Genomic DNA, 19,928 nt, shown 5'->3' on the forward strand with positions numbered 1-19,928 from the left:
ATTGGAGTTGAACCTACATTATGACAACAATTAAGCAGGTAGCAAGTTTTGCAGGTGTTTCCGTAGCGACCGTATCCAGAGTTATTAATGAAACCGGATATGTCCACGAGGATACACGGCGGAAGGTTGAAGCTGCAGTGAAGCAGCTAAATTACAAGCCTAATGAAGTTGCACGTTCTCTGTATAAAAAGAAATCCAGATTAATCGGCCTGCTGCTGCCGGATATTACGAACCCTTACTTTCCCTTGTTGGCTCGTGGGGTGGAGGATCGAATGCAGGAAAATGATTTTCGGATTATTTTTGGTAATAGTGATGAAGATCGCCAAAAAGAATTAGATTACATGGATACTTTTGTTCAGAATAATGTTGTTGGGGTTATTTCATCTACCAATGACCCTGCTGCCGACTGTTACGCCAAACTGAAAATACCAGTCGTTTTTCTCGACCGGACTTCCAGTGATAGTCTCTCCGTTTATGCGGATGGAGCTCATGGCGGCCGCTTGGCTGCTCAGGCCATGGTTGCCCGTGGCAGCAGACAAATTACAGTTATGCAGGGGCCTGCTCATATTCGTCCAGCACAAGATCGTTTTCGCGGGGCGGTGGAAGAGCTTCAGCATTCCGGTATTGCTTACCATGTCGTCGAGACAACGTCTTTTTCGTTCAAGGAGGCTGAATCGTGGGCCAAAGAGCTGTTCAGCAAGTATCCGGATACGGACGGAGTGATTGCTAGTAACGATATTGTAGCTACAGCGGTGATGCATGAGGCACATAGATTAGGAAAGAAAATCCCGGAAGATGTTCAAATAATCGGGTTTGATGATATACCATTAAGCAGCTTGTTATTTCCGCCATTATCAACGATCCGACAGCCTGCTTATGAAATGGGCTGGGAGGCGGCAGGTTTGCTCATTCAGTTAATTGAGCAAGTGCAAGCAACGAAAACAAGTGTACCTAATCTTCATTCGAAAGTACTTACCTATTCAAGCATACAATTGCCCGTCAAATTTATCGAACGGGAAACGACGAGAAAGGTGGATCATCATGGCTAAAATTTCGGTTATCGGAAGCAGTTCGATGGACCTCGTAGTGACTTCATCCAAGCGTCCCGGTGCTGGTGAAACCGTATTAGGAGAAAGCTTTACAACCGTGCCTGGAGGTAAAGGAGCCAATCAGGCAGTAGCCGCAGCACGACTCTGCGCGGACGTTAAGATGATTGGACGTGTAGGGGATGACCATTTTGGACAACAGATTTTACGCAATTTTGAAGAAAATCATGTTCATATTGACTATGTGAAACCGGTTACACATATGGAAAGCGGTACAGCGCACATTGTACTGGCCGAGGGTGATAACAGTATCGTCGTGGTAAAAGCAGCAAATAATGAAGTTACACCCGCTTACGTGGAAGAAGCGCTTGATGTCATTCGAAATTCGGATATTGTGTTAATTCAACAGGAAATACCGCCAGAGACAATTGTCTATGTAAGCGAAATTTGTGCGAAGTATCAGGTACCATTGTTGCTGAATCCAGCTCCAGCTCGTGAGGTGGAAGAAAGTGTAATTGCCAATGCAACCTACATTACGCCAAACGAGCATGAAGCTGCCATCATGTTTAAGAACATGAGTCTTCAAGAAGCGTTGCGCAAATATCCAAATAAGCTGATTGTAACTGAAGGCAGCAACGGTGTACGGTTTTTCGACGGAGAACAGGAAGTTGTGGTTCCTACTTACAAGGTAGAAGCCGTTGATACAACAGGTGCAGGTGATACTTTCAACGCTGCATTTGCGGTGGCACTGGCTGAAGGAAAATCGCTGGCAGACAGTGTGAAATTTGCTAATCGGGCTGCGTCATTGTCCGTTACCAAATTTGGAGCGCAAGGCGGAATGCCAACCCGTCGTGAAGTGGAGGAGCAATTATAATGAAGAAACATGGAATTCTAAACAGTCACATATCCAAAATACTAGCGGATCTTGGCCACACGGACTTTATTGTCGTGGCTGATGCCGGCTTACCAGTTCCTGAAGGCGTTACCAAAATTGATTTGGCGTTGAAACTGGGGGTTCCCTCCTTTCAGGATGTTGTTGATGTCATTGCGGCAGACATGGTGATTGAAAAAGTAACATTAGCCGAAGAAATCAAACAAGAAAATGAACAAGCATTGCAGTATATTATGCGCACCTTTGCAGGGGAGCAACTAGAGCATTCACAGATTATTGAGCCGACTGCCGTCATTGAGTTTTGCTCACATGAACAATTTAAGGCATTAACCCGACAAGCCAAAGCTGTCATTCGTACAGGAGAGGCTACGCCGTTTGCCAATTGTATTTTACAGGCAGGAGTTCATTTTGGATAAATCAGTGTGGAATGAAAAGGGGGGGACAGCATGCAGATTCAAATGAAAGGAATTCACAAAGCCTTTGGAACCAATCAGGTCCTAAGTGGTGTTGACTTTGATCTCCGTGAAGGAGAAGTACATGCCCTCATGGGTGAAAATGGTGCAGGCAAATCAACGCTGATGAATATTTTAATCGGACTGCATCGACGCGATGAGGGAACGATCATCATTGACGGTCAGGAAACCTATTTTGCCAACCCCAAGGAAGCGGAGCAAAAAGGGATTGCTTTTATTCACCAGGAACTGAATGTGTGGCCGGAGATGACGGTACTGGAAAATCTGTTTATCGGCAAGGAGATGACTTCCAAGTGGGGATTACTAGATAGCTCTAAAATGAAAGCGCTAGCAAATGAGCAATTTAGCAAGCTTTCAGTAAATCTTCCTTTGAACGGTGAAGCAGGCGAGTGTTCAGTGGGTCAACAACAAATGATTGAAATAGCCAAAGCACTCATGACGGATGCTAAAGTGATCGTAATGGATGAGCCGACAGCAGCCTTAACCGAACGGGAAATACAAAAGCTGTTTGAGGTTATTACTTCCTTGAAAAAAGATGGTGTTTCAATCGTGTATATTTCCCATCGGATGGAGGAGATATTCGCAATCTGTGATCGGATTACCATTATGCGTGATGGGAAAACCGTAGATACTCAAGCAATCCCTGATACGAATTTTGACGAGGTTGTACGGAAAATGGTTGGCAGAGAGCTGACTGAACGCTACCCGGTAAGAACGCCTGCTTTGGGAGAAGTGGTGCTAGAGGTCAAAAACGCATCGCATAAAGGTCTATTTGAAAATGTGAATTTTACTGTGCGCTCTGGGGAAATCGTAGGTTTTTCGGGCTTGATGGGTTCGGGACGGACCGAGATCATGCGGTCGTTATTTGGACTGGATGCTTTGGATAGTGGTGAGATACACGTACGTGGGAAAAAGGTGTCTATTCGCAAGCCAGATGATGCAGTGAAACTAGGGATTGGCTTCATTACAGAAGACCGAAAAGATGAGGGCTTAGTGCTGGATTTTTCCATTCGGGAAAACATGGTGCTGACGAATCTGTTCAGTTTTACATCAAAAGGATTTATTTCAGGCAAAAAAGAGATGGATTTTGTTAATACATTAATTAAGCGCTTACAAATTAAAACCCAATCAGCCGAAGCAACGGTTGGCAGTTTGTCAGGCGGCAATCAGCAAAAGGTGGTCATTGCCAAATGGGTGGGTATTGGTCCCAATGTGCTCATTCTTGATGAACCGACAAGAGGCGTGGATGTGGGAGCCAAACGGGAAATCTACCAGTTGATGAACGAGCTGACCGAACGTGGAGTCGCAATTATCATGGTATCCTCAGAACTTCCCGAGGTACTTGGCATGAGTGATCGTATTGTCGTGGTTCACGAGGGAAAGATCAGCGGAGAGCTGAACAGGGAAGAAGCCACACAAGAAAATATTATGACGCTAGCTACAGGAGGACAGTAATATGACAACTAAGAATGAAGCAAAAGGTAGCAAAGGCATTCAAATATCACAAATCACACAGAAGCTTGGCCCATTGTTGGGACTCATTATTTTGGTGATCATTGTATCGGCCTTAAATCCCAGTTTTTTGGAACCGCTTAATATTTTGAATTTGTTGCGCCAGGTATCTATTAATGCATTGATCGCGTTCGGTATGACCTTCGTTATTCTCACAGGTGGAATTGACTTGTCCGTCGGTTCCATATTAGCACTATCCAGTGCGTTTGTCGCAAATATGATGCTGGCCGGCTTTGATCCGATTTTGGCAATTATTATTGGTTGTGCATTGGGTGGCGTGATGGGGATGGTCAACGGCTTAATGATTACGAAAGGTAAAATGGCTCCGTTTATCGCGACACTCGCAACCATGACTATTTTTAGAGGATTAACCTTAGTTTATACCAACGGTAACCCTATTACGGGGCTCGGAGACAGTCTGGTATTTCAATTATTCGGTCGTGGCTATCAGTTTGGTATTCCGGTTCCAGCGATTACGATGCTCATTACCTTTGCTGTCCTGTGGATCATTTTGCATAAAACACCATTCGGACGTAAAACGTATGCCATCGGCGGTAACGAGAAGGCTTCGATTGTATCTGGTATTAAAGTACCACGTGTAAAAATTTGGATCTACTCATTGGCCGGAATGCTTTCCGCATTGGCGGGAGCTATCTTGACTTCACGTTTGAACTCGGCGCAGCCGACAGCGGGTACTTCTTATGAATTGGATGCCATTGCGGCTGTCGTATTAGGTGGAACAAGCCTTTCGGGAGGACGCGGACGAATCGTAGGTACATTAATTGGTGTACTTATCATCGGTACTCTAAACAACGGCTTGAATTTGCTGGGGGTTAACTCTTTTTACCAAATGGTTGTAAAAGGGATCGTTATTGCTATTGCAGTATTGATTGACCGTAAAAAATCCGCATAATACACCTAATCTGCATAGAAGGAGACACACAAATATGAAAAAGCTTACATTAATCATGACTGCCTTACTGCTCCTGCTCATGACAGGGTGTTCCCTGGAGCCGCCCGAATGGGCGAAGCCTAAAGCGACTGCAGACCTGAAGGATATTAAAATCGGCTTGTCGATCTCAACATTGAATAATCCATTCTTTGTTTCTCTTAAAGACGGAGTTGTTGCAGAGGCCAAAAAACAAGGATTGCAGGTTATTGTGGTCGATGCACAAAATGATTCTGCAAAACAAAGTAATGACGTGGATGATCTGATCCAGCAGGGAGTGAACGCATTACTCATTAACCCGACAGATTCGTCAGCTATCTCAACTGTCGTGCAGTCAGCGAATGCTTTGAACATCCCGGTTATTACACTGGACCGATCTGCTGACAAAGGAGATGTAAAAGCACTTGTCGCTTCGGACAATGTCGAGGGAGGACGGATGGCTGCCAGATACGTGATTGATCAAGTCGGAAAAGGTGCCAAGGTCATTGAACTGGAAGGCGTCCCAGGCGCATCGGCTACCCGCGAACGTGGGAAAGGCTTCCATGAAGTAGCAGATAAGGATCTGAAAGTCATAGCCAAACAATCGGCCGATTTTGATCGGACCAAAGGTTTGAATGTGATGGAAAATCTGCTGCAAGGCAACCCGGATGTTCAGGCTGTATTTGCCCACAATGATGAAATGGCGTTGGGAGCCATTGAAGCCATTCAAAGCTCTGGTAAGAATATTCCAGTCATTGGCTTTGATGGTAACGAGGATGCGCTCAAATCAATTAAGGAAGGGAAGCTGACTGCCACCGTGGCTCAGCAACCCGAGCTGATTGGTCAATTGGCGGTACAGGCAGCCAAGGATGTACTTCAAGGTAAAACCGTGAAAACATCCATTCCCGCTAAGCTGGAGTTAGTGGATCAATCGAAATAAAACGGGCGTTTGAACCCAACATATTAAGCTTTTCGGGCTGATGCTGTAATGCGCATCAGTCCTTTTTTTGGCTATTCTACCCAGACGATTTATACACATAAATGGAAGTTTTTAATTTTTGTATTGTAAGAAAGGATGGTAAAAGATAGAATAACAATTGTATGATAATGAGAATCACTATCATTTTATAAAGACAGATATCTAGGGAGGACGTATATTGTGCAACAAGAGTACAGCTTAAAATGGGGAATCATGCTTGGTCTTGGCGTTTTTTTGATGGTTGTATTGGCTGCATGCGGAAGCACAGCTAGTAACAACCAAACCAATGAAAAGAGTGGAACGGATACCCTTAACGGGCAATCAAAATCGGTTGCTATGCGTGAATATGTTGATGCCACTGGCAAAAAGATCAGTATTCCTGCAAATCCACAGCGAGTCGTCACGACACAATACTTAGATGCGATGCTGGCTTTAGGTGTTAAGCCAGTAGGGGTTGCTTCTCATGTGTTAGAAGGCGACTATTTGAAAGGAAAGATTGACGGGATTGCTGATATCGGAAACCCGACGAATGTGGAAAAGGTACTGGAGCTACAACCTGACCTGATCATAGCAACAGAAGATACCCCGCCAGAAGTAAAAGAGCAGCTGGAGAAAATTGCTCCAACTGTAGCCGTTTCGTTTGGAGATGGGGATGTATTTAAGCAACTTCGAGATGTCGCAGCCGTGCTGGGTAAGGACAAGGAAGCCGAGCAATGGATCGCTAGTTTCGACAAAAAGGCTGAAGAAGGTCGAAAGAAGCTGGCTGGAAAATTCAAAAAGGATGAAACGATTACCATTTATATGACCTACGGTAAGGACGTGCTAAGAGTGTACGGGGCGCGAAATGTAGGACATGTCATCTACCGTTCACTGGAATTGAATCCTCCAGAGTACATACGTCAGAAGCTCGCAAAGGACCCGAGATTTAATTATGTTTATGATGTTATTTCAATGGAAAAGCTACCTGAACTGTCAGGAGACCGAATTATTATGCTGGTTTATGATGAAGCGAGCAAGGACGGAATGCTTAAGCAAATTGAGCAAAGTGCACTGTGGAAAAATCTCCCGGCTGTCAAAAACCACAAAATGTATTTCATCAAGGCCGATCCTTGGTTTACCTACTCACCACTGGCTATCGATCAATCACTGGATGAGGCTATTAAGATGCTTTCCGTCGATCCTACATAACCAGTTCATTTGAATAGGAAGGGAGAAGTCATATGCTTAAACGATTTTTTGAGTATTACCGTCCTTATCGGACGTTATTTATCATTGATTTTACTTGCGCTATACTAGCTGCACTGCTGGAGTTGGCTTTTCCGCTTGCAGTTAATCGGGTGGTTGATGATTTGCTACCCAGCGGAAACTGGAAATGGATTTTATTTGCCTGTCTGGCTCTACTTGCGATTTATGTTGTAAGTGCCGGATTGAATTACGTCGTTACGTATTGGGGACACAAGCTGGGAATTAACATTGAATCGGACATGCGCAAAAAGCTGTTTGATCGCGTACAAAAGCAATCCTTTCGCTTTTTTGATAATAACAAAACAGGCCATCTGGTCTCCCGTATGACCAACGATCTGATGGATATCGGAGAAATTGCCCACCATGGACCTGAGGATTTGTTCATCGCGCTGATGACTCTGGGCGGGGCTTTCGGTATTATGCTCAGTATTAACTGGAAGCTGGCTGTGCTGACATTTATTATCGTTCCACTAATGATTTACCTGTCATTGTATTTTAGTCGCAAAATGAATGCTGCTTTCCATCGTATGTTTTCTGATATTGCAGATTACAACGCCCGGATTGAAAATAATGTTAGCGGTATCCGTGTTGTTCAAGCGTTCTCCAACGAAGCCCATGAAATGGAACGTTTTGCTGAAAATAATGGACGGTTTCGTAAAACAAAGCTGATCGCTTATCGCATTATGGCGTGGAATTCTTCAATTAGCTTTATTCTGATGAAGCTGGTCTCATTGTTTGTGCTTGTATGCGGAACATGGTTTGTTATTGAGGGACAGATGTCATATGGGGAATTTATCGCATTTGTAATGTTGTCCAATGTATTCCTCGCACCTATCAAACAAATTAACTCTGTTATTGAAACGTATCCTAAAGGAATTGCCGGCTTCCGACGTTACCTGGACTTGTTGGAGAGTGAATCTGACGTAGGGGATCTGCCAGGCGCGAAGACCGTTAAGCATCTCAAGGGAGATATTCAATTTGAAGGTGTAACATTTGGCTATGAAAATAAAGACAAGGTCTTGCATAGAGTGGACCTATCCATACATGCGGGAGAAACCGTAGCCCTTGTAGGCCCTTCAGGAGCAGGTAAAACGACACTTTGCAGCTTGCTGCCTCGCTTCTATGATGTCGAGGAAGGCAGTATTACGATTGATGGTATGGATATCCGCGAAATGAAGCTGGATTCGCTGCGATCCATGATTGGTATCGTACAGCAGGATGTATTCCTCTTTGATGGAACGATTCGTGAAAATATCGCTTACGGCAAACTTGATGCTTCAGAAAATGAAATTTGGGATGCTGCTCGTCGAGCTCAGATTGAAGAACTTGTTCGATCCTACCCAGAGGGTCTGGATACGATGATCGGTGAGCGAGGCGTAAAGCTGTCCGGTGGTCAAAAGCAACGTTTATCAATTGCCCGGATGTTTCTGAAAAATCCGCCAATTCTTATTTTGGATGAAGCTACATCAGCATTGGATACAGAGACAGAAGCTGCAATTCAGCAGGCCTTGACAGAGCTATCACAGGGTCGCACGACACTCGTGATTGCACATCGTCTGGCAACGATCAAAAATGCTGATCGTATTATTGTAGTTGCAGATCAAGGGATTGCCGAGCAAGGAAAACATGAAGAATTAATGGCCGTAAAAGGTGCATATAGCCGCCTGCACCAAGCTCAATATGGAACGTAAGAGTCAACTGCAACATCGTAAATAGAGAGAGGAATGAATGATTTTGACAAAGAAAATGTGGATGGTGACGATGCTTTTTTTGTCAGTCATTGTTTTTCTTAGCGCCTGTGGTGGAAGGGGAAATCAGCCAGACGAAAAGCAGAATCAAGCTTCTGGTGAATCAAAGTCAGCTGCAACGAAAACAGTCAAGACAATTCATGGAGATATTAAGATTCCGGTTCACCCTCAGCGGATTGTAGTAGATATGTACCAGAATGATTTATTAGCACTAGGAATTAAACCTGTGGGAAGTGTTAAGTATTATCTGGATAATCCGTTTTCGAAGGATCTTGTACAAGGCATTGAAAGCATTGGAGACCGTGGCAGTGTATCTATTGAAAAAGTATTGGCTTTACAGCCGGATATGATTCTGATTGGTTCTAAAGATACTTCTGAATATGAAAAATATAGTAAAATTGCTCCGACTATAGTCATTCCTTATGGAACGTACAAGAATGTACATGAAGAACTGACAGCTTTTGGTGAGCTACTGGGAAAAGAGCAGGAAGCCAAAACGTGGCTTGCCCAATATGATCAGCGATTGCAAGCTGCACGTGACAAATTAAAAGGAATTGTTCAAGCCGGGGATACTTTCACGGTAATGGAAGCCACGGAAAAAGAATACTATGTATACGGTGATAATTTTGGCAGAGGCGGACAGGCGGTTTATAGAGGATTGAATTTGACACCTCCACCACAAGTCCAAAAAGAACTATTAGGCGAGACGCAATGGAAGTCAATTTCCAAGGAAGTTATTAATCAATATGCTGGCTCTTATATTTTCCTGACGGTTAATAAGGATTTGAGCGGTTATGAAGGAGACAGCATATGGAAATCACTGAGTGCGGTCCGGAATGGGAAGGTTTTTGAGCTTCAGGAGGATCGATACTGGTACTTCGATCCTATCGCTATTGCGGGGCAAGCTGAAGAATTGGCAGATATGATCGTCCAGCGGAATAAAGAGAACGTCTCACAGAAGTAGTTGTTTCGGTAATGTTGGCAGCCCTTTGGTATTTTTGCCAGAGGGCTTTATTTTTCACAAACAGCTGAACATAAGAAAATCGTCGAAATTTTGCTATTGAAGCTGTTGCCGCATTAATTTACAATAGTAAAGATTGCATGATAATAATTCTCATTATCAAATATTATCTTCACTACAGGTTTTCGTGATAGCCTACATACTATTTAACAGTAAGGGTGAACCATAGTTATGAAATTATCAGAATCTTCGGATAGCTCTGCTCAAAGCAATCGTAATCAGCCGCCGACTCAATTTCAATCGCGGCCATGGGCGGCTTCGCTTATCCTGACAGCCGGATTAGCACTGTTAGCATTCGGTATCGCTCTGTCTTTATCATTTGGTGCAGCCTCAATCAAACTGGAGGAGGTCTGGAACGCCGTCTTTCATTTTAATCCTGAGCTGCAAAACCATCAAATTATATGGGAAATCCGTCTACCTCGGATTCTGGGTGGTGTGTTAATCGGAGTTTGTTTCGCCGTAGCAGGGGCCATTATGCAGGGGATGACCCGCAATCCGCTTGCGGACTCTGGCTTGCTTGGGCTGAATTCGGGCGCCAGCTTGACGATGGCGATTTGCTTTGCTCTTTTTCCGGGTACTTCCTTTTTGCAGTTAATGCTGTATTCTTTTGTGGGTGCAGCCTTGGCGGTTATGTTGGTCTATGGTACAAGCGCTATTTCCAAATCAGGTATTACGCCAGTTCGCCTTGTATTGGCGGGTGCAGCTGTCACGGCATTGCTGTCTGCCTTAGGAGATACGATCAGTTTATACTTTAATGTTGGACAGGATTTGGCCTTTTGGTATGCTGGAGGACTTAGTGGGACCAAGTGGGTTCAGCTAGGCATTGTCGTTCCATGGGTTGTGGCAGCTTTTATCGGTGCCCTCATGTTATCACGCTCCATTACGTTACTTAGTCTAGGAGACGAAATTGCGTTGAGCCTTGGTCAGCGAACTGGGATGGTAAAGGTCGCCGGTATGATTCTCGTATTAATCCTGGCGGGTGCTGCGGTATCGTTGGTTGGTTCTATAGGGTTCGTAGGGTTGATTATTCCCCATATCACGCGCAAACTGGTTGGGGTCGATTATCGCTGGATTATTCCTTGTTCGGCTATTATGGGAGCTTTACTTATCGTGTTTGCCGATCTGGCGGCCCGTATGATTAATGCACCTGAGGAAACACCAGTGGGTGTACTTATTGCCTTAATTGGTGTTCCATTCTTCCTTTACCTAGCACGTAAAGAAAGGAGGGCACTGTAAGATGAGTAACGTTACGAATGGGGCTATTGCCAAAGCAAGTCACCGTAAAAAAATCCATGATTGGATGGTTGTTATCATTTTGCTTGTATTGCTCATTGCTGCATTCACTGTGAGCGCGAACACGGGAACGATCCGACTTTCGCCAATGGAGCTTTTTAGAACCTTGTTCGGACAAGGGACTCCACAGCAGGAATTAATTCTCCTTGAATTTCGGTTACCGCGAATGATTATTGCCATTCTGATCGGTGCAGGTTTGGCTGTTTCCGGTTGTATTATGCAGGGGGTATCACGCAACAGTCTAGCAGACCCTGGTATTCTGGGGATTAATGCAGGCGCCGGGCTGATGGTGATGTTGTTTGTACTACTTTTCCCATCTATGCAAACTATGAATTCATTATTTTTACTACCCGCTCTTGCACTAATTGGATCGGGAGCGGCTGCTATTCTGATCTATGCTCTTTCTTACAAAAAAGGCGAAGGCATTTCTCCGACAAGGCTATTGCTGAGCGGAATTGGGGTAGCGGCGGGCATCAGTGCTGCCATGATCATTATGACTCTTAAGTTGACACCTGAAAGCTACACGTTTGTAGCTAATTGGTTAGCAGGAAGCATATGGGGTTCAAACTGGAAATTCGTAATGGCTCTGCTGCCTTGGATAATTGTATTGCTTCCCTTCGCATACTATAAAGCAAACGTAATGAATGTGCTTAATTTGGGGGATCAGACGGCATCCGGGTTAGGTACACCTATTGAAAAGGAACGCATTCTTCTCCTCGCGGCTGCAGTTGGACTAGCCAGTTCAAGTGTGTCGGTTAGTGGCGGGATCGGTTTTGTCGGTTTGGTAGCTCCACATTTGGCAAGAAAGCTAGTGGGTCCGAAGCATAAAATGCTGCTGGTAACCTGTGCTTTAGTCGGAGCACTCCTGGTACTTGTAGCGGATACGATCACACGAGCCTTACCTTTACAGAAAGAAATTCCGACAGGATTAATTGTTGCCATCATAGGTGCGCCATACTTCTTATATCTTTTGAGTCGCTCAAAAGGATAACATAAAAAATAACCTTCAACACCACTAAAGAAGTGGAGCTGAAGGTTATTTTTTGTTTGATGTAGCAGCCTTTCATCTCAACGGGAAGTATTCAAGGCATGAGAGGTTTGATGCAGCTCTCTGATCATTTTATGCAACGTGTAATTTTCCTGCCGTGTCACGCCGTGTTGATTTTCCTGAACCAGCAACTGATGGATGTTTCGTTTTAAAATCTCACTTCGACGTTCCAGCATTTCGGTACTCATAAGTAAATGAACACTCCCTTTGTCATGAATAAATCTACATTTTAGAAATAAGCATAGACTGAATATAAGGTTGCCTTTCGACTTCTTTAAGTATATCGTGCTGGATGATCAAGGGAAAACAGAATGAGATAGCAAAATACTTATCCTCATCATCCATACCGCGTCGACAGCTGCTCACCCCCTGAGTTCTTAGATATACTTCCTTATGCTGGCGATAACAGGAGATTAGGGACATTAGCTTCATGTTTATGCAATCACTTATCAGTTTTCTGGAAGCTATGGAGAGGAGCAACGAGAACAGCAAAGGTTATTCAATGCAATCTTTGTTTATTCCATATCAGCGATCTCAGGTGACCAAATTTTGCAGCCCTAAATGTCGAAGTCGTTACAACTACCTAATGAAAAGAAAAAAATAAGAGGCTATAACATTTATCATTATTTGTACTGTGGATATACCGGCTGAACGGCTACCTGCTCAGGATCATGACCGAAGAACAATAGGTTCGGCTTAACCTCCTGCACAATCTGCTGAACGCGGGCGATTGACTGGCGTGCCTGTTCACGGTCAAAGCCGTCAAACGGCACGTCGTTTGCGTAATTCTCCTGCGTGTAGGCAACATCAATCGTCAGCATGACCGGACCCGATTCCTTTGTTGTGACCAGCGCGGACTGATGACCCGGCGAATGACCCGGAGTATAGAGCAGTTGCAAGCCCGGAACCAGCTCATGGTCCCCTTGGAGCAGTCGGTAATTCAAGTTCGTCTGCACGCATTCCGGCGGCGCATACTCCAGATTACCGATCGCAGCGTCTGCTTCGGTCTGCTGCACATAAATCGGTGTCTTCGGAAAATGCGGATTGCCTCCGGCATGATCCATATGCATATGAGAGATTACGATGGCATGAATATCGTCTGGTTGATAGCCGATCCGATCCAGTACAGCTACGATACTATCATCGGCTGACATATGGGGAATGAAGCGCCCTTCAAACGGTGTATTTTTAAAATAATCTGGATTGTTGATAAACGAATCCGGCATACCGGTGTCAATGAGAATCGGACCGTGATCTGTCTCCAGCAGATACGACCAGATTTGCAGGCGCACCAGTTCACCAGGCTGTGCATGATGGTTGAGTGAGGAGCGATCAATATCAAGCTGACCGACCGGTAACCAGTACAATTTGTTAATCATACAATCATCCTCCAGTCTTAGTTTACATAATAATTATTATGTAATTATAAACGGAATTCAGCTGGCAGAAAGTGATGCTTGTATTTCATTTGTAAGATGGGGTGATGGAACCTCATGCTTTCGCAGTAATCCCACACTTTCAAAAATTAATTTCTAATAGTTTAAATGATAGGGCATGTAGGCGTCCAGCAGGAATCTGCCGTCACAAAGGCCAGTACGTGCTGATGTATAATCGGATGAGCAAAAAAGGGTAAGTACATAGGCTGGACAAGAGGGACACGCTTTATTTATACTTAAAAAGTGCTCAAAAAAACTGCGTATAATATAAATTATACGCAGTTTAGATTTAAAACGACTTTTATATGCTCTCCTGCATAAGATGTCGATTGGATTGTCGATAAAAATCAGACGAAGATGATCGTTTTACAGCATATTTTGGAATTTGAACTGAATGGAGGCAAGCGGGATGAAAAAAGATTTGCGACATATGGAGCTAGATACGACAGAAGAAATTGATGAAGTGTATACTGAAGAGCTGGAAGCTTTTTTGATTTGGATGAAGGATGCGGGGTATACGATACATACGCAAAAAAATTACACAGGGGATGTAAAACAGTTTTTACGTACATTGCGTGATAAACCACTTGACCAGGTGAAAAAGATTCATGTGATGTCGTATTTGTCTAAAGCGCGGGAAGGAGGCGCCGGAGATAGTACGCGGAACCGGAAGCATGCAGCGGTGAACAGTTTTTTTAGAGCGCTACAGGAATTTGAGTTATGCAGCACAAATCCGGCAGCGGGAATCAAAAAAGCGAAAACTGAAAAGAATCGTATGCCTGTCTATCTGGATGAGAAGGATATTCAGCCGTTTTTGCTTGCGGTGGAAGGGAAGTATGCAAATCGTAATATGGCTATCTTTCTACTTATGGTTTACATGGGATTACGGGTGGGGGAGATTCATTCTTTGAATGTCTCAGATTACAGCCGAGAAAGACGCACCTTAGATGTGTTCGGTAAAGGACGTAAGTGGCGCACCCTGCCAGTGCCAGCGGCTGTATGTGATTTTGTAGAGCATGCATTGGAGGAAAGATTGACGCCGTGGAGAGGTAAGGAAGACGCGATGTTCATATCCCAAAAAGGTCGCCGTCTGGCGGTGCGTTCTATTCAACAGATTGCTACAGAAACGTTTGAACGATTCCAGCAAGATAAGGGCACAGAACGTCGGGAGGCTTATTCCAGTCATAAGCTGAGACATACATTTGCCACGATGCTTTTACGCAAGGGAGCAGATCTGCGTACAGTGCAAGAGCTGCTGGGGCACTCATCCATTCAGACGACCACGGTATATACACATGTCACTGATCGGGAAAAAGAAAAAGCGATGGATAAACTGGATATTCAGATACCTATAACGGGATTGTAAGTATATTCCACGATTATATTGTATAGTTTATCTAGAGTTAGTTTACATAATTATTTTTACGTAAACAAACTAGAAAATAATTGAACCTGACTTGTAAATTAAATCCATGATACTATGTTCTTAATATTATGAACTTGTAATCTTTATCATAAGCTTTGTCTTTATTTTTACAGCTTTGTTTATTTAATGCCCAGCATACTCTGGTCTTGACAAAGGTAATATTTTGCTACAAAATTAGTGGAACCACTTTATAAATATGGTTTATGAAGTGGTTCCACTAATTTTGTAAAAAGAAGGAGCACGGTATGGAAAAAGCTAATACAAATTTAATTAAAGAAATAAATCTGAATCTGGTTCGTAAAGTATTAAAGCAGATCAGCAAGGCCACAAAGCCCCAACTGGCCGTATTGACTGATTTAAGTGTGGTGACTATCAATACGCTTATGCAGGAATTGCTTAATAATGGAGAGATTTTTGAAGATGAGATTGTGCCTTCCAACGGTGGTAGACATGCATTAACCTATCGTTTTAATTATGAGTATAGTCTGGCACTGATTATACATATTAATGAAAAACAAGGAACGGATGTAGTATCAACCACGGTCGTTAATTTAAACGAGGACGCTCTCATGAAAGAAGAACATCCCTTTCAAATTTTTGATGATGCACAATTTTATTCCACGATTCAAGGCATCATTTCACTTTATCCTTCTATTAAGGTTATTGGTATTGGAATCCCGGGACAATCGGTTGATGGAGAGATTACAGTCAGCAGCCATGAAAGGTTGAATGGAATCCGGTTGGCAGAGGATGTGCAGAGCAAATTTGGTTTGCCCGTTATGGTGGAGAATGATGTAAATGCGGCTGTATGTGGATACGTTTACAGAGAACAGTTAGATGAAGATCAATGTGTGCTAGCTATCTATTTTCCTGAAAATTCTCCACCAGGGATGGGGATTTATTTACGCAATGGAGTTTTAAAGGGCAAACATGGATTGGCTGGTGAAATCAAATTCCTCCCGTCTATAGTGTGGGATGAAAGCAAGGGAAGAGAAGTTTTTTTCAATAGTATATGTGAAATAATTCAAACATTACAATCTATATTTGATCCTGATCAAATTGTAGTCTATAGAGAGAATATAGAAGAAGACTCTTTCTTTCGTTTTTTGGAAACCTACAAAGCTAAGCATGAGATGCCTTTGTATCCTGACATTGTTCTCTCCGATTTATTTTATGAGGATTTTAAAACAGGGTTGAGAGAGTTAACCCTAAAAGAATTAGAGCGTCCTATTATTGTTTTTAGATAATGACATCTATCGTTTGAGCAGAGGAGGAGAAACATGATGGCAACCTGGTTTCTGATTATTATTTATCTAGCGTTTATTAGCTTGGGAATCCCGGATTCCCTGTTTGGGGCAGCATGGCCTGTGATGTGGCCGGAACTCGGGGCTGATTTTGGGTCAGCCGGAATAGTATCCATGGTCGTTGCAGGCGGAACCATTGTATCAAGTCTAGCCAGTGGAACTATCATTGAAAAAATAGGTACAGGCAAGATTACTCTAATGAGCTGCTTTTTGACTGCAGGAGCGTTACTCGGGTTTTCTTTTGCACCTTCATTGTTCTGGCTCGTACTCTTAGCAATTCCTCTTGGCCTCGGCGGGGGAGCTGTAGATGCAGCACTCAATCAATATGTGGCTACTCATTATAAGGCACATCATATGAGCTGGCTGCATTGTTTTTGGGGTGTTGGAGCTACGATGGGACCAATCATTATGTCTTTCTACATTTCGAACTACAATTCATGGAGAAGTGGCTATACAGCCGTATCCATGATTCAGTGGGGACTTGTTATTATTTTGCTTATTACACTGCCATTATGGAAACGTGTAAACGCGATACAAGATTCGATTATTTCTGAAGCTCAATCAGACTACTCACAGATGGATCACAATATAGCACAAGTTGAGAACACACCCAAACAAAATCTAATTCGAATGAAAGGAGTTAAGAACACGCTCGTTGCTTTTTTGTTTTATTGTGGTGTAGAGGCAACGGTAGGTTTATGGGGAGCCAGCTTTTTGGTAGGGGCTAGAAACATCCCAGCTGAAACTGCTGCTGGTTGGGTATCTTTGTACTACGGTGGAATCACGGTAGGCAGGCTGATTACGGGGTTTGTAACTTTAAAAATAAATAATCGTATCCTAATCCGGATTGGCCAACTTACTGCTGTTGCAGGCGGACTCATTTTGCTGTTTCCGTTGCCTGTTGCCTTTTTATTGCCCGGTTTTATCCTTATTGGATTAGGGCTTGCACCGATTTATCCTGGACTTCTTCATGAAACGCCAACACGGTTCGGTAAGGAAAACTCCGCCAAACTCATGGGTTATCAGATGGCAGTTGCTTATACAGGCACAACATTACTCCCGCCCATTGTTGGGCTGATAGCATCTCAGGTAAGTATTCATTTTTTTCCGGTTGCAGTCCTTGTTTTCCTTCTTTTTATGCTACTCAGTTCAGAACAAGTGAATCGTATACTGAGAAAGAGAATTTTGAAGGGTTAAGACAAATTACAACTTGACTTGAAACGCGTTTCATCAGTTAAAGTAAATGTATACCCTAAAAGAGAAAGGAGAGCACTCTATGATCTCACTCATTTTATTATGTTTAGTTATATGGTGTGGTACTTACTGGTGCTTAGCATTATCAAGACAGCCTATGGATGTAAAACCTTACCGCTCCATCGATGATTTTTTTGAGTAGCTTTATAATCACTTAATAAAGGTACTTTTTTTACCATCTTTATTAACGTCTTTAATTAAATCTTTTATGAAGTGGACTGGAACTGTATCGAGCTGTTTAAATGGATTAGATGTTGTATAAAAGTTGCAGATACGACAGAAGGGAGTGCGACAATGTGGGGATTGAAGGAGTCTTATGCGTTACCGTTTTATGCATTACGTATTTCATAATCAGTAGTTTGGCCCATTCTTCTTTTGTTCAAAAGCTTGCAGCACGTAAGTTTGAGAATTTTAATAGAGACTTTGATGTTGATCCCTGGAATGAACATAAAAAAACGTAAGTATGAACTGACAATGAGTGTATCAAACAACTAAGGGAGGCTTATTTATGTTTAAACTGGTAGTAAGTGATTTGGATGGTACTTTTCTGAACAATAGTGGCACGTTTGATATTGAATTATTCAATCAAGTGTATGAAGAAATGCAAGAAAATAATATCTCCTTTGTTGCTTGTACAGGTAAGCAATGTGAAAGAGTAGAAGAATTGTTTGGTGAACATGGAAAAGGGATCTGGATTTTAGGAGACAGCGCGACTCGCATTAAAAAGGATGGAGTCGTTGTAAAAGAGTTTACAATTGAACGTAATTTAGCATTACAAGCGATCAATCAAATTGAAGCTTTTGCTAAGGATTTTATTATCATAGCATGTACAACAGAAGGAGCTTATGTTCACTCTCATATTCAAGAGGAATATTACAAAATTGTGAAGGGCTCCTACAAGGAAGTGCTAAAGATTGATTCATTTGATCAAATAAACAGCAACTTTCTTAAAATAACGGTTTACGATCCATCCGGGAGGAGTTCCTTGTTAAGAAAACATGTTGAAGAAACGCTGCTAGATCAAATTTATATTGTCGATTCTGAAGCAAATTGGCTGGATATAACAGCGCTTCATACTCATAAAGGGGAGACGGTAAGAAAACTCCAAGAGATATTGGGCGTTACTATGGATGAAACCATGTCTTTTGGAGATGGTGAAAATGATGTGGAGCTTATGAGTATTGCCAAATACAGTTTTGCTGTAAAAAATGCTTGTGAGAACACTAAAAATGCAGCAAGTTTTATTACCAAATCCAATGAAGAAAACGGTGTATTGTTAACGATAAAGAAAATGATGGATTTACAAAAGCACTAATATTAATTATCGTTTATGAGAGATAGACCTCCAGATTTCACACTACCGAATGAAGGGACTATACGCAGCATGAAAAATAAAATACTGGTTTTTGATATTGGCGGCTCTTTTATTAAATTCAGTTTATATTCTCAAGGTGAATTTATGACAAAGGGCAAAGTTGCTACACCGTTAGATTCACTAGAGAATCTGCTTATAGCTTTGAAGCAAATTCACAGTCAGTTTATAGATGAATGTGAAGGTATAGCCGTCAGCATGCCAGGTATTGTGGACTCTGTCACTGGTCATATGGTGCATGGTGGTTCATTAAGGTATATAAACGATATCAATATGATTGAAGTTTTTAAGAAAGCGTTTCATTTACCCGTAGCCATTGAAAACGATGGAAAGTGTGCTGCTCTTGGAGAAGTATGGCGCGGCTCACTACAGGGGATCGCTGATGGTGTTGTTTTGGTTGTTGGAACAGGGATGGGCGGTGGAATCATCTCTCAAGGTAAATTGCTGAAAGGCCATCATTTATCGGCTGGGGAATTCACCTTCATCAGAACTAACAACGAGCATGCAGACAATGTGGATTATCTGCTTGGTATGCAGGGTAGTAGTTCTGTTTTAGCTAAAACGGTTGCCAAGGCTAAAGGACTTCCAGCAGATTCTATTACAGGTGAAAAAGTATTCAAGCTCATTGAAGAAGGTGATCACACGGTACAAAAGATTTTTCGAAAATACTGCAGGAACATCGCAACACAAATTATTAACCTACAAACAATTCTTGACCCTGAAAAGTTTGTGATTGGGGGAGGCATATCTGCCAATCCTTTGCTGGTTGTTACTATTAAGGAAGAGCTAGAGAAGCTTTATTTGCATTCAATCTTAAATTTTGTGCGTGCAGATATTGAGCAAAGTAAATTAGGCAATGAAGCGAATTTGCTAGGTGCTATATACAACTACATGCAATCACACCATCTTGAAGTATGAGATAAAATAAAAGCAAAAGAGCGTGTCTTTAAG

18 protein-coding genes are annotated in these 19,928 nt (G+C 42.7%); 16 read left to right on the forward strand and 2 right to left on the reverse strand.

Features of this window, described 5'->3' with window-relative positions; translation table 11 throughout:
• The first annotated feature begins 20 nt into the window (after positions 1-20).
• The 11 genes from C0638_RS19835 (at position 21) to C0638_RS19885 (ending at position 12,128) form a co-directional block, all read left to right on the forward strand.
• The gene (locus C0638_RS19835; RefSeq protein ID WP_025674546.1) at positions 21-1,049 is read left to right on the forward strand and encodes a LacI family DNA-binding transcriptional regulator; all 1,029 of its coding nucleotides are present in this window, start codon (positions 21-23) and stop codon (positions 1,047-1,049) included.
• Positions 1,042-1,920, forward strand: a complete 879-nt coding sequence (gene rbsK / locus C0638_RS19840) for a ribokinase (protein ID WP_040103627.1) — start codon at positions 1,042-1,044, stop codon at positions 1,918-1,920. The genes C0638_RS19835 and rbsK overlap by 8 nt, the downstream gene beginning before the upstream one ends.
• Positions 1,920-2,354 (forward strand): D-ribose pyranase, encoded by a 435-nt coding sequence (rbsD, locus tag C0638_RS19845; RefSeq protein ID WP_025674544.1) that lies wholly within the window; start codon positions 1,920-1,922, stop codon positions 2,352-2,354. Before rbsK ends, rbsD begins: the two co-directional genes overlap by 1 nt.
• Before the next feature lie 30 nt (positions 2,355-2,384).
• Positions 2,385-3,866 (forward strand): sugar ABC transporter ATP-binding protein, encoded by a 1,482-nt coding sequence (locus tag C0638_RS19850; RefSeq protein ID WP_102163718.1) that lies wholly within the window; start codon positions 2,385-2,387, stop codon positions 3,864-3,866.
• Between the two features lies 1 nt (position 3,867).
• Positions 3,868-4,836, forward strand: a complete 969-nt coding sequence (locus tag C0638_RS19855; RefSeq protein WP_040103629.1) for an ABC transporter permease subunit — start codon at positions 3,868-3,870, stop codon at positions 4,834-4,836.
• Between the two features lie 34 nt (positions 4,837-4,870).
• Positions 4,871-5,791, forward strand: a complete 921-nt coding sequence (gene rbsB / locus C0638_RS19860) for a ribose ABC transporter substrate-binding protein RbsB (RefSeq protein ID WP_013371406.1) — start codon at positions 4,871-4,873, stop codon at positions 5,789-5,791.
• A 219-nt stretch (positions 5,792-6,010) separates the two neighbouring features.
• Positions 6,011-7,018, forward strand: a complete 1,008-nt coding sequence (locus C0638_RS19865) for an ABC transporter substrate-binding protein (RefSeq protein WP_102163720.1) — start codon at positions 6,011-6,013, stop codon at positions 7,016-7,018.
• A 32-nt stretch (positions 7,019-7,050) separates the two neighbouring features.
• Positions 7,051-8,766, forward strand: coding sequence for an ABC transporter ATP-binding protein (locus C0638_RS19870; protein ID WP_102163722.1), 1,716 nt, complete (start codon positions 7,051-7,053; stop codon positions 8,764-8,766).
• A 37-nt stretch (positions 8,767-8,803) separates the two neighbouring features.
• The gene (locus tag C0638_RS19875) at positions 8,804-9,787 is read left to right on the forward strand and encodes an ABC transporter substrate-binding protein (RefSeq protein ID WP_058711201.1); all 984 of its coding nucleotides are present in this window, start codon (positions 8,804-8,806) and stop codon (positions 9,785-9,787) included.
• Between the two features lie 228 nt (positions 9,788-10,015).
• Positions 10,016-11,080: a FecCD family ABC transporter permease gene (locus C0638_RS19880; protein WP_090738972.1), complete on the forward strand. Its 1,065-nt coding sequence runs from the start codon at positions 10,016-10,018 to the stop codon at positions 11,078-11,080.
• A 1-nt stretch (position 11,081) separates the two neighbouring features.
• Complete coding sequence (locus C0638_RS19885) at positions 11,082-12,128, forward strand: FecCD family ABC transporter permease (protein WP_102163724.1); 1,047 nt, start codon at positions 11,082-11,084, stop codon at positions 12,126-12,128.
• A gap of 77 nt (positions 12,129-12,205) precedes the next feature.
• Here the strand turns inward: C0638_RS19885 and C0638_RS25445 are convergent, their stop codons facing one another.
• Both C0638_RS25445 and aiiA read right to left on the reverse strand, forming a co-directional pair.
• Complete coding sequence (locus C0638_RS25445; protein WP_007432475.1) at positions 12,206-12,373, reverse strand: hypothetical protein; 168 nt, start codon at positions 12,371-12,373, stop codon at positions 12,206-12,208.
• 435 nt (positions 12,374-12,808) lie between these two features.
• Positions 12,809-13,564: a quorum-quenching N-acyl homoserine lactonase AiiA gene (gene aiiA, locus C0638_RS19890; RefSeq protein WP_025678955.1), complete on the reverse strand. Its 756-nt coding sequence runs from the start codon at positions 13,562-13,564 to the stop codon at positions 12,809-12,811.
• Positions 13,565-14,030: 466 nt separating this feature from the next.
• Here aiiA and C0638_RS19895 point away from each other — a divergent pair, with 466 nt between their 5' ends.
• The 5 genes from C0638_RS19895 (at position 14,031) to C0638_RS19915 (ending at position 19,895) form a co-directional block, all read left to right on the forward strand.
• A complete protein-coding gene (locus tag C0638_RS19895; RefSeq protein WP_058711205.1) occupies positions 14,031-14,987 on the forward strand; it encodes a tyrosine-type recombinase/integrase in 957 nt (318 codons plus the stop codon).
• Positions 14,988-15,292: 305 nt separating this feature from the next.
• Positions 15,293-16,294 (forward strand): ROK family protein, encoded by a 1,002-nt coding sequence (locus tag C0638_RS19900; RefSeq protein ID WP_102163726.1) that lies wholly within the window; start codon positions 15,293-15,295, stop codon positions 16,292-16,294.
• A 33-nt stretch (positions 16,295-16,327) separates the two neighbouring features.
• Complete coding sequence (locus C0638_RS19905; protein ID WP_013371397.1) at positions 16,328-17,548, forward strand: MFS transporter; 1,221 nt, start codon at positions 16,328-16,330, stop codon at positions 17,546-17,548.
• A gap of 565 nt (positions 17,549-18,113) precedes the next feature.
• The gene (locus C0638_RS19910) at positions 18,114-18,920 is read left to right on the forward strand and encodes an HAD-IIB family hydrolase (protein ID WP_058710923.1); all 807 of its coding nucleotides are present in this window, start codon (positions 18,114-18,116) and stop codon (positions 18,918-18,920) included.
• A gap of 69 nt (positions 18,921-18,989) precedes the next feature.
• Complete coding sequence (locus tag C0638_RS19915) at positions 18,990-19,895, forward strand: ROK family protein (RefSeq protein WP_058710924.1); 906 nt, start codon at positions 18,990-18,992, stop codon at positions 19,893-19,895.
• The last annotated feature ends 33 nt before the right edge of the window (positions 19,896-19,928 follow it).

The organism is Paenibacillus sp. lzh-N1 (assembly GCF_002872435.1).
Lineage (GTDB): Bacteria > Bacillota > Bacilli > Paenibacillales > Paenibacillaceae > Paenibacillus > Paenibacillus polymyxa_C.

Bases quoted from the DNA above. Each gene is read 5' to 3' on its own strand.
- C0638_RS19835 (WP_025674546.1), top strand. From the start codon at position 21: ATGACAACAATTAAGCAGGTAGCAAGTTTTGCAGGTGTTTCCGTAGCG.
- rbsK (WP_040103627.1), top strand. From the start codon at position 1,042: ATGGCTAAAATTTCGGTTATCGGAAGCAGTTCGATGGACCTCGTAGTG.
- rbsD (WP_025674544.1), top strand. From the start codon at position 1,920: ATGAAGAAACATGGAATTCTAAACAGTCACATATCCAAAATACTAGCG.
- C0638_RS19850 (WP_102163718.1), top strand. From the start codon at position 2,385: ATGCAGATTCAAATGAAAGGAATTCACAAAGCCTTTGGAACCAATCAG.
- C0638_RS19855 (WP_040103629.1), top strand. From the start codon at position 3,868: ATGACAACTAAGAATGAAGCAAAAGGTAGCAAAGGCATTCAAATATCA.
- rbsB (WP_013371406.1), top strand. From the start codon at position 4,871: ATGAAAAAGCTTACATTAATCATGACTGCCTTACTGCTCCTGCTCATG.
- C0638_RS19870 (WP_102163722.1), top strand. From the start codon at position 7,051: ATGCTTAAACGATTTTTTGAGTATTACCGTCCTTATCGGACGTTATTT.
- C0638_RS19875 (WP_058711201.1), top strand. From the start codon at position 8,804: ATGATTTTGACAAAGAAAATGTGGATGGTGACGATGCTTTTTTTGTCA.
- C0638_RS19880 (WP_090738972.1), top strand. From the start codon at position 10,016: ATGAAATTATCAGAATCTTCGGATAGCTCTGCTCAAAGCAATCGTAAT.
- C0638_RS19885 (WP_102163724.1), top strand. From the start codon at position 11,082: ATGAGTAACGTTACGAATGGGGCTATTGCCAAAGCAAGTCACCGTAAA.
- C0638_RS25445 (WP_007432475.1), bottom strand. From the start codon at position 12,373: ATGAGTACCGAAATGCTGGAACGTCGAAGTGAGATTTTAAAACGAAAC.
- aiiA (WP_025678955.1), bottom strand. From the start codon at position 13,564: ATGATTAACAAATTGTACTGGTTACCGGTCGGTCAGCTTGATATTGAT.
- C0638_RS19895 (WP_058711205.1), top strand. From the start codon at position 14,031: ATGAAAAAAGATTTGCGACATATGGAGCTAGATACGACAGAAGAAATT.
- C0638_RS19900 (WP_102163726.1), top strand. From the start codon at position 15,293: ATGGAAAAAGCTAATACAAATTTAATTAAAGAAATAAATCTGAATCTG.
- C0638_RS19905 (WP_013371397.1), top strand. From the start codon at position 16,328: ATGATGGCAACCTGGTTTCTGATTATTATTTATCTAGCGTTTATTAGC.
- C0638_RS19910 (WP_058710923.1), top strand. From the start codon at position 18,114: ATGTTTAAACTGGTAGTAAGTGATTTGGATGGTACTTTTCTGAACAAT.
- C0638_RS19915 (WP_058710924.1), top strand. From the start codon at position 18,990: ATGAAAAATAAAATACTGGTTTTTGATATTGGCGGCTCTTTTATTAAA.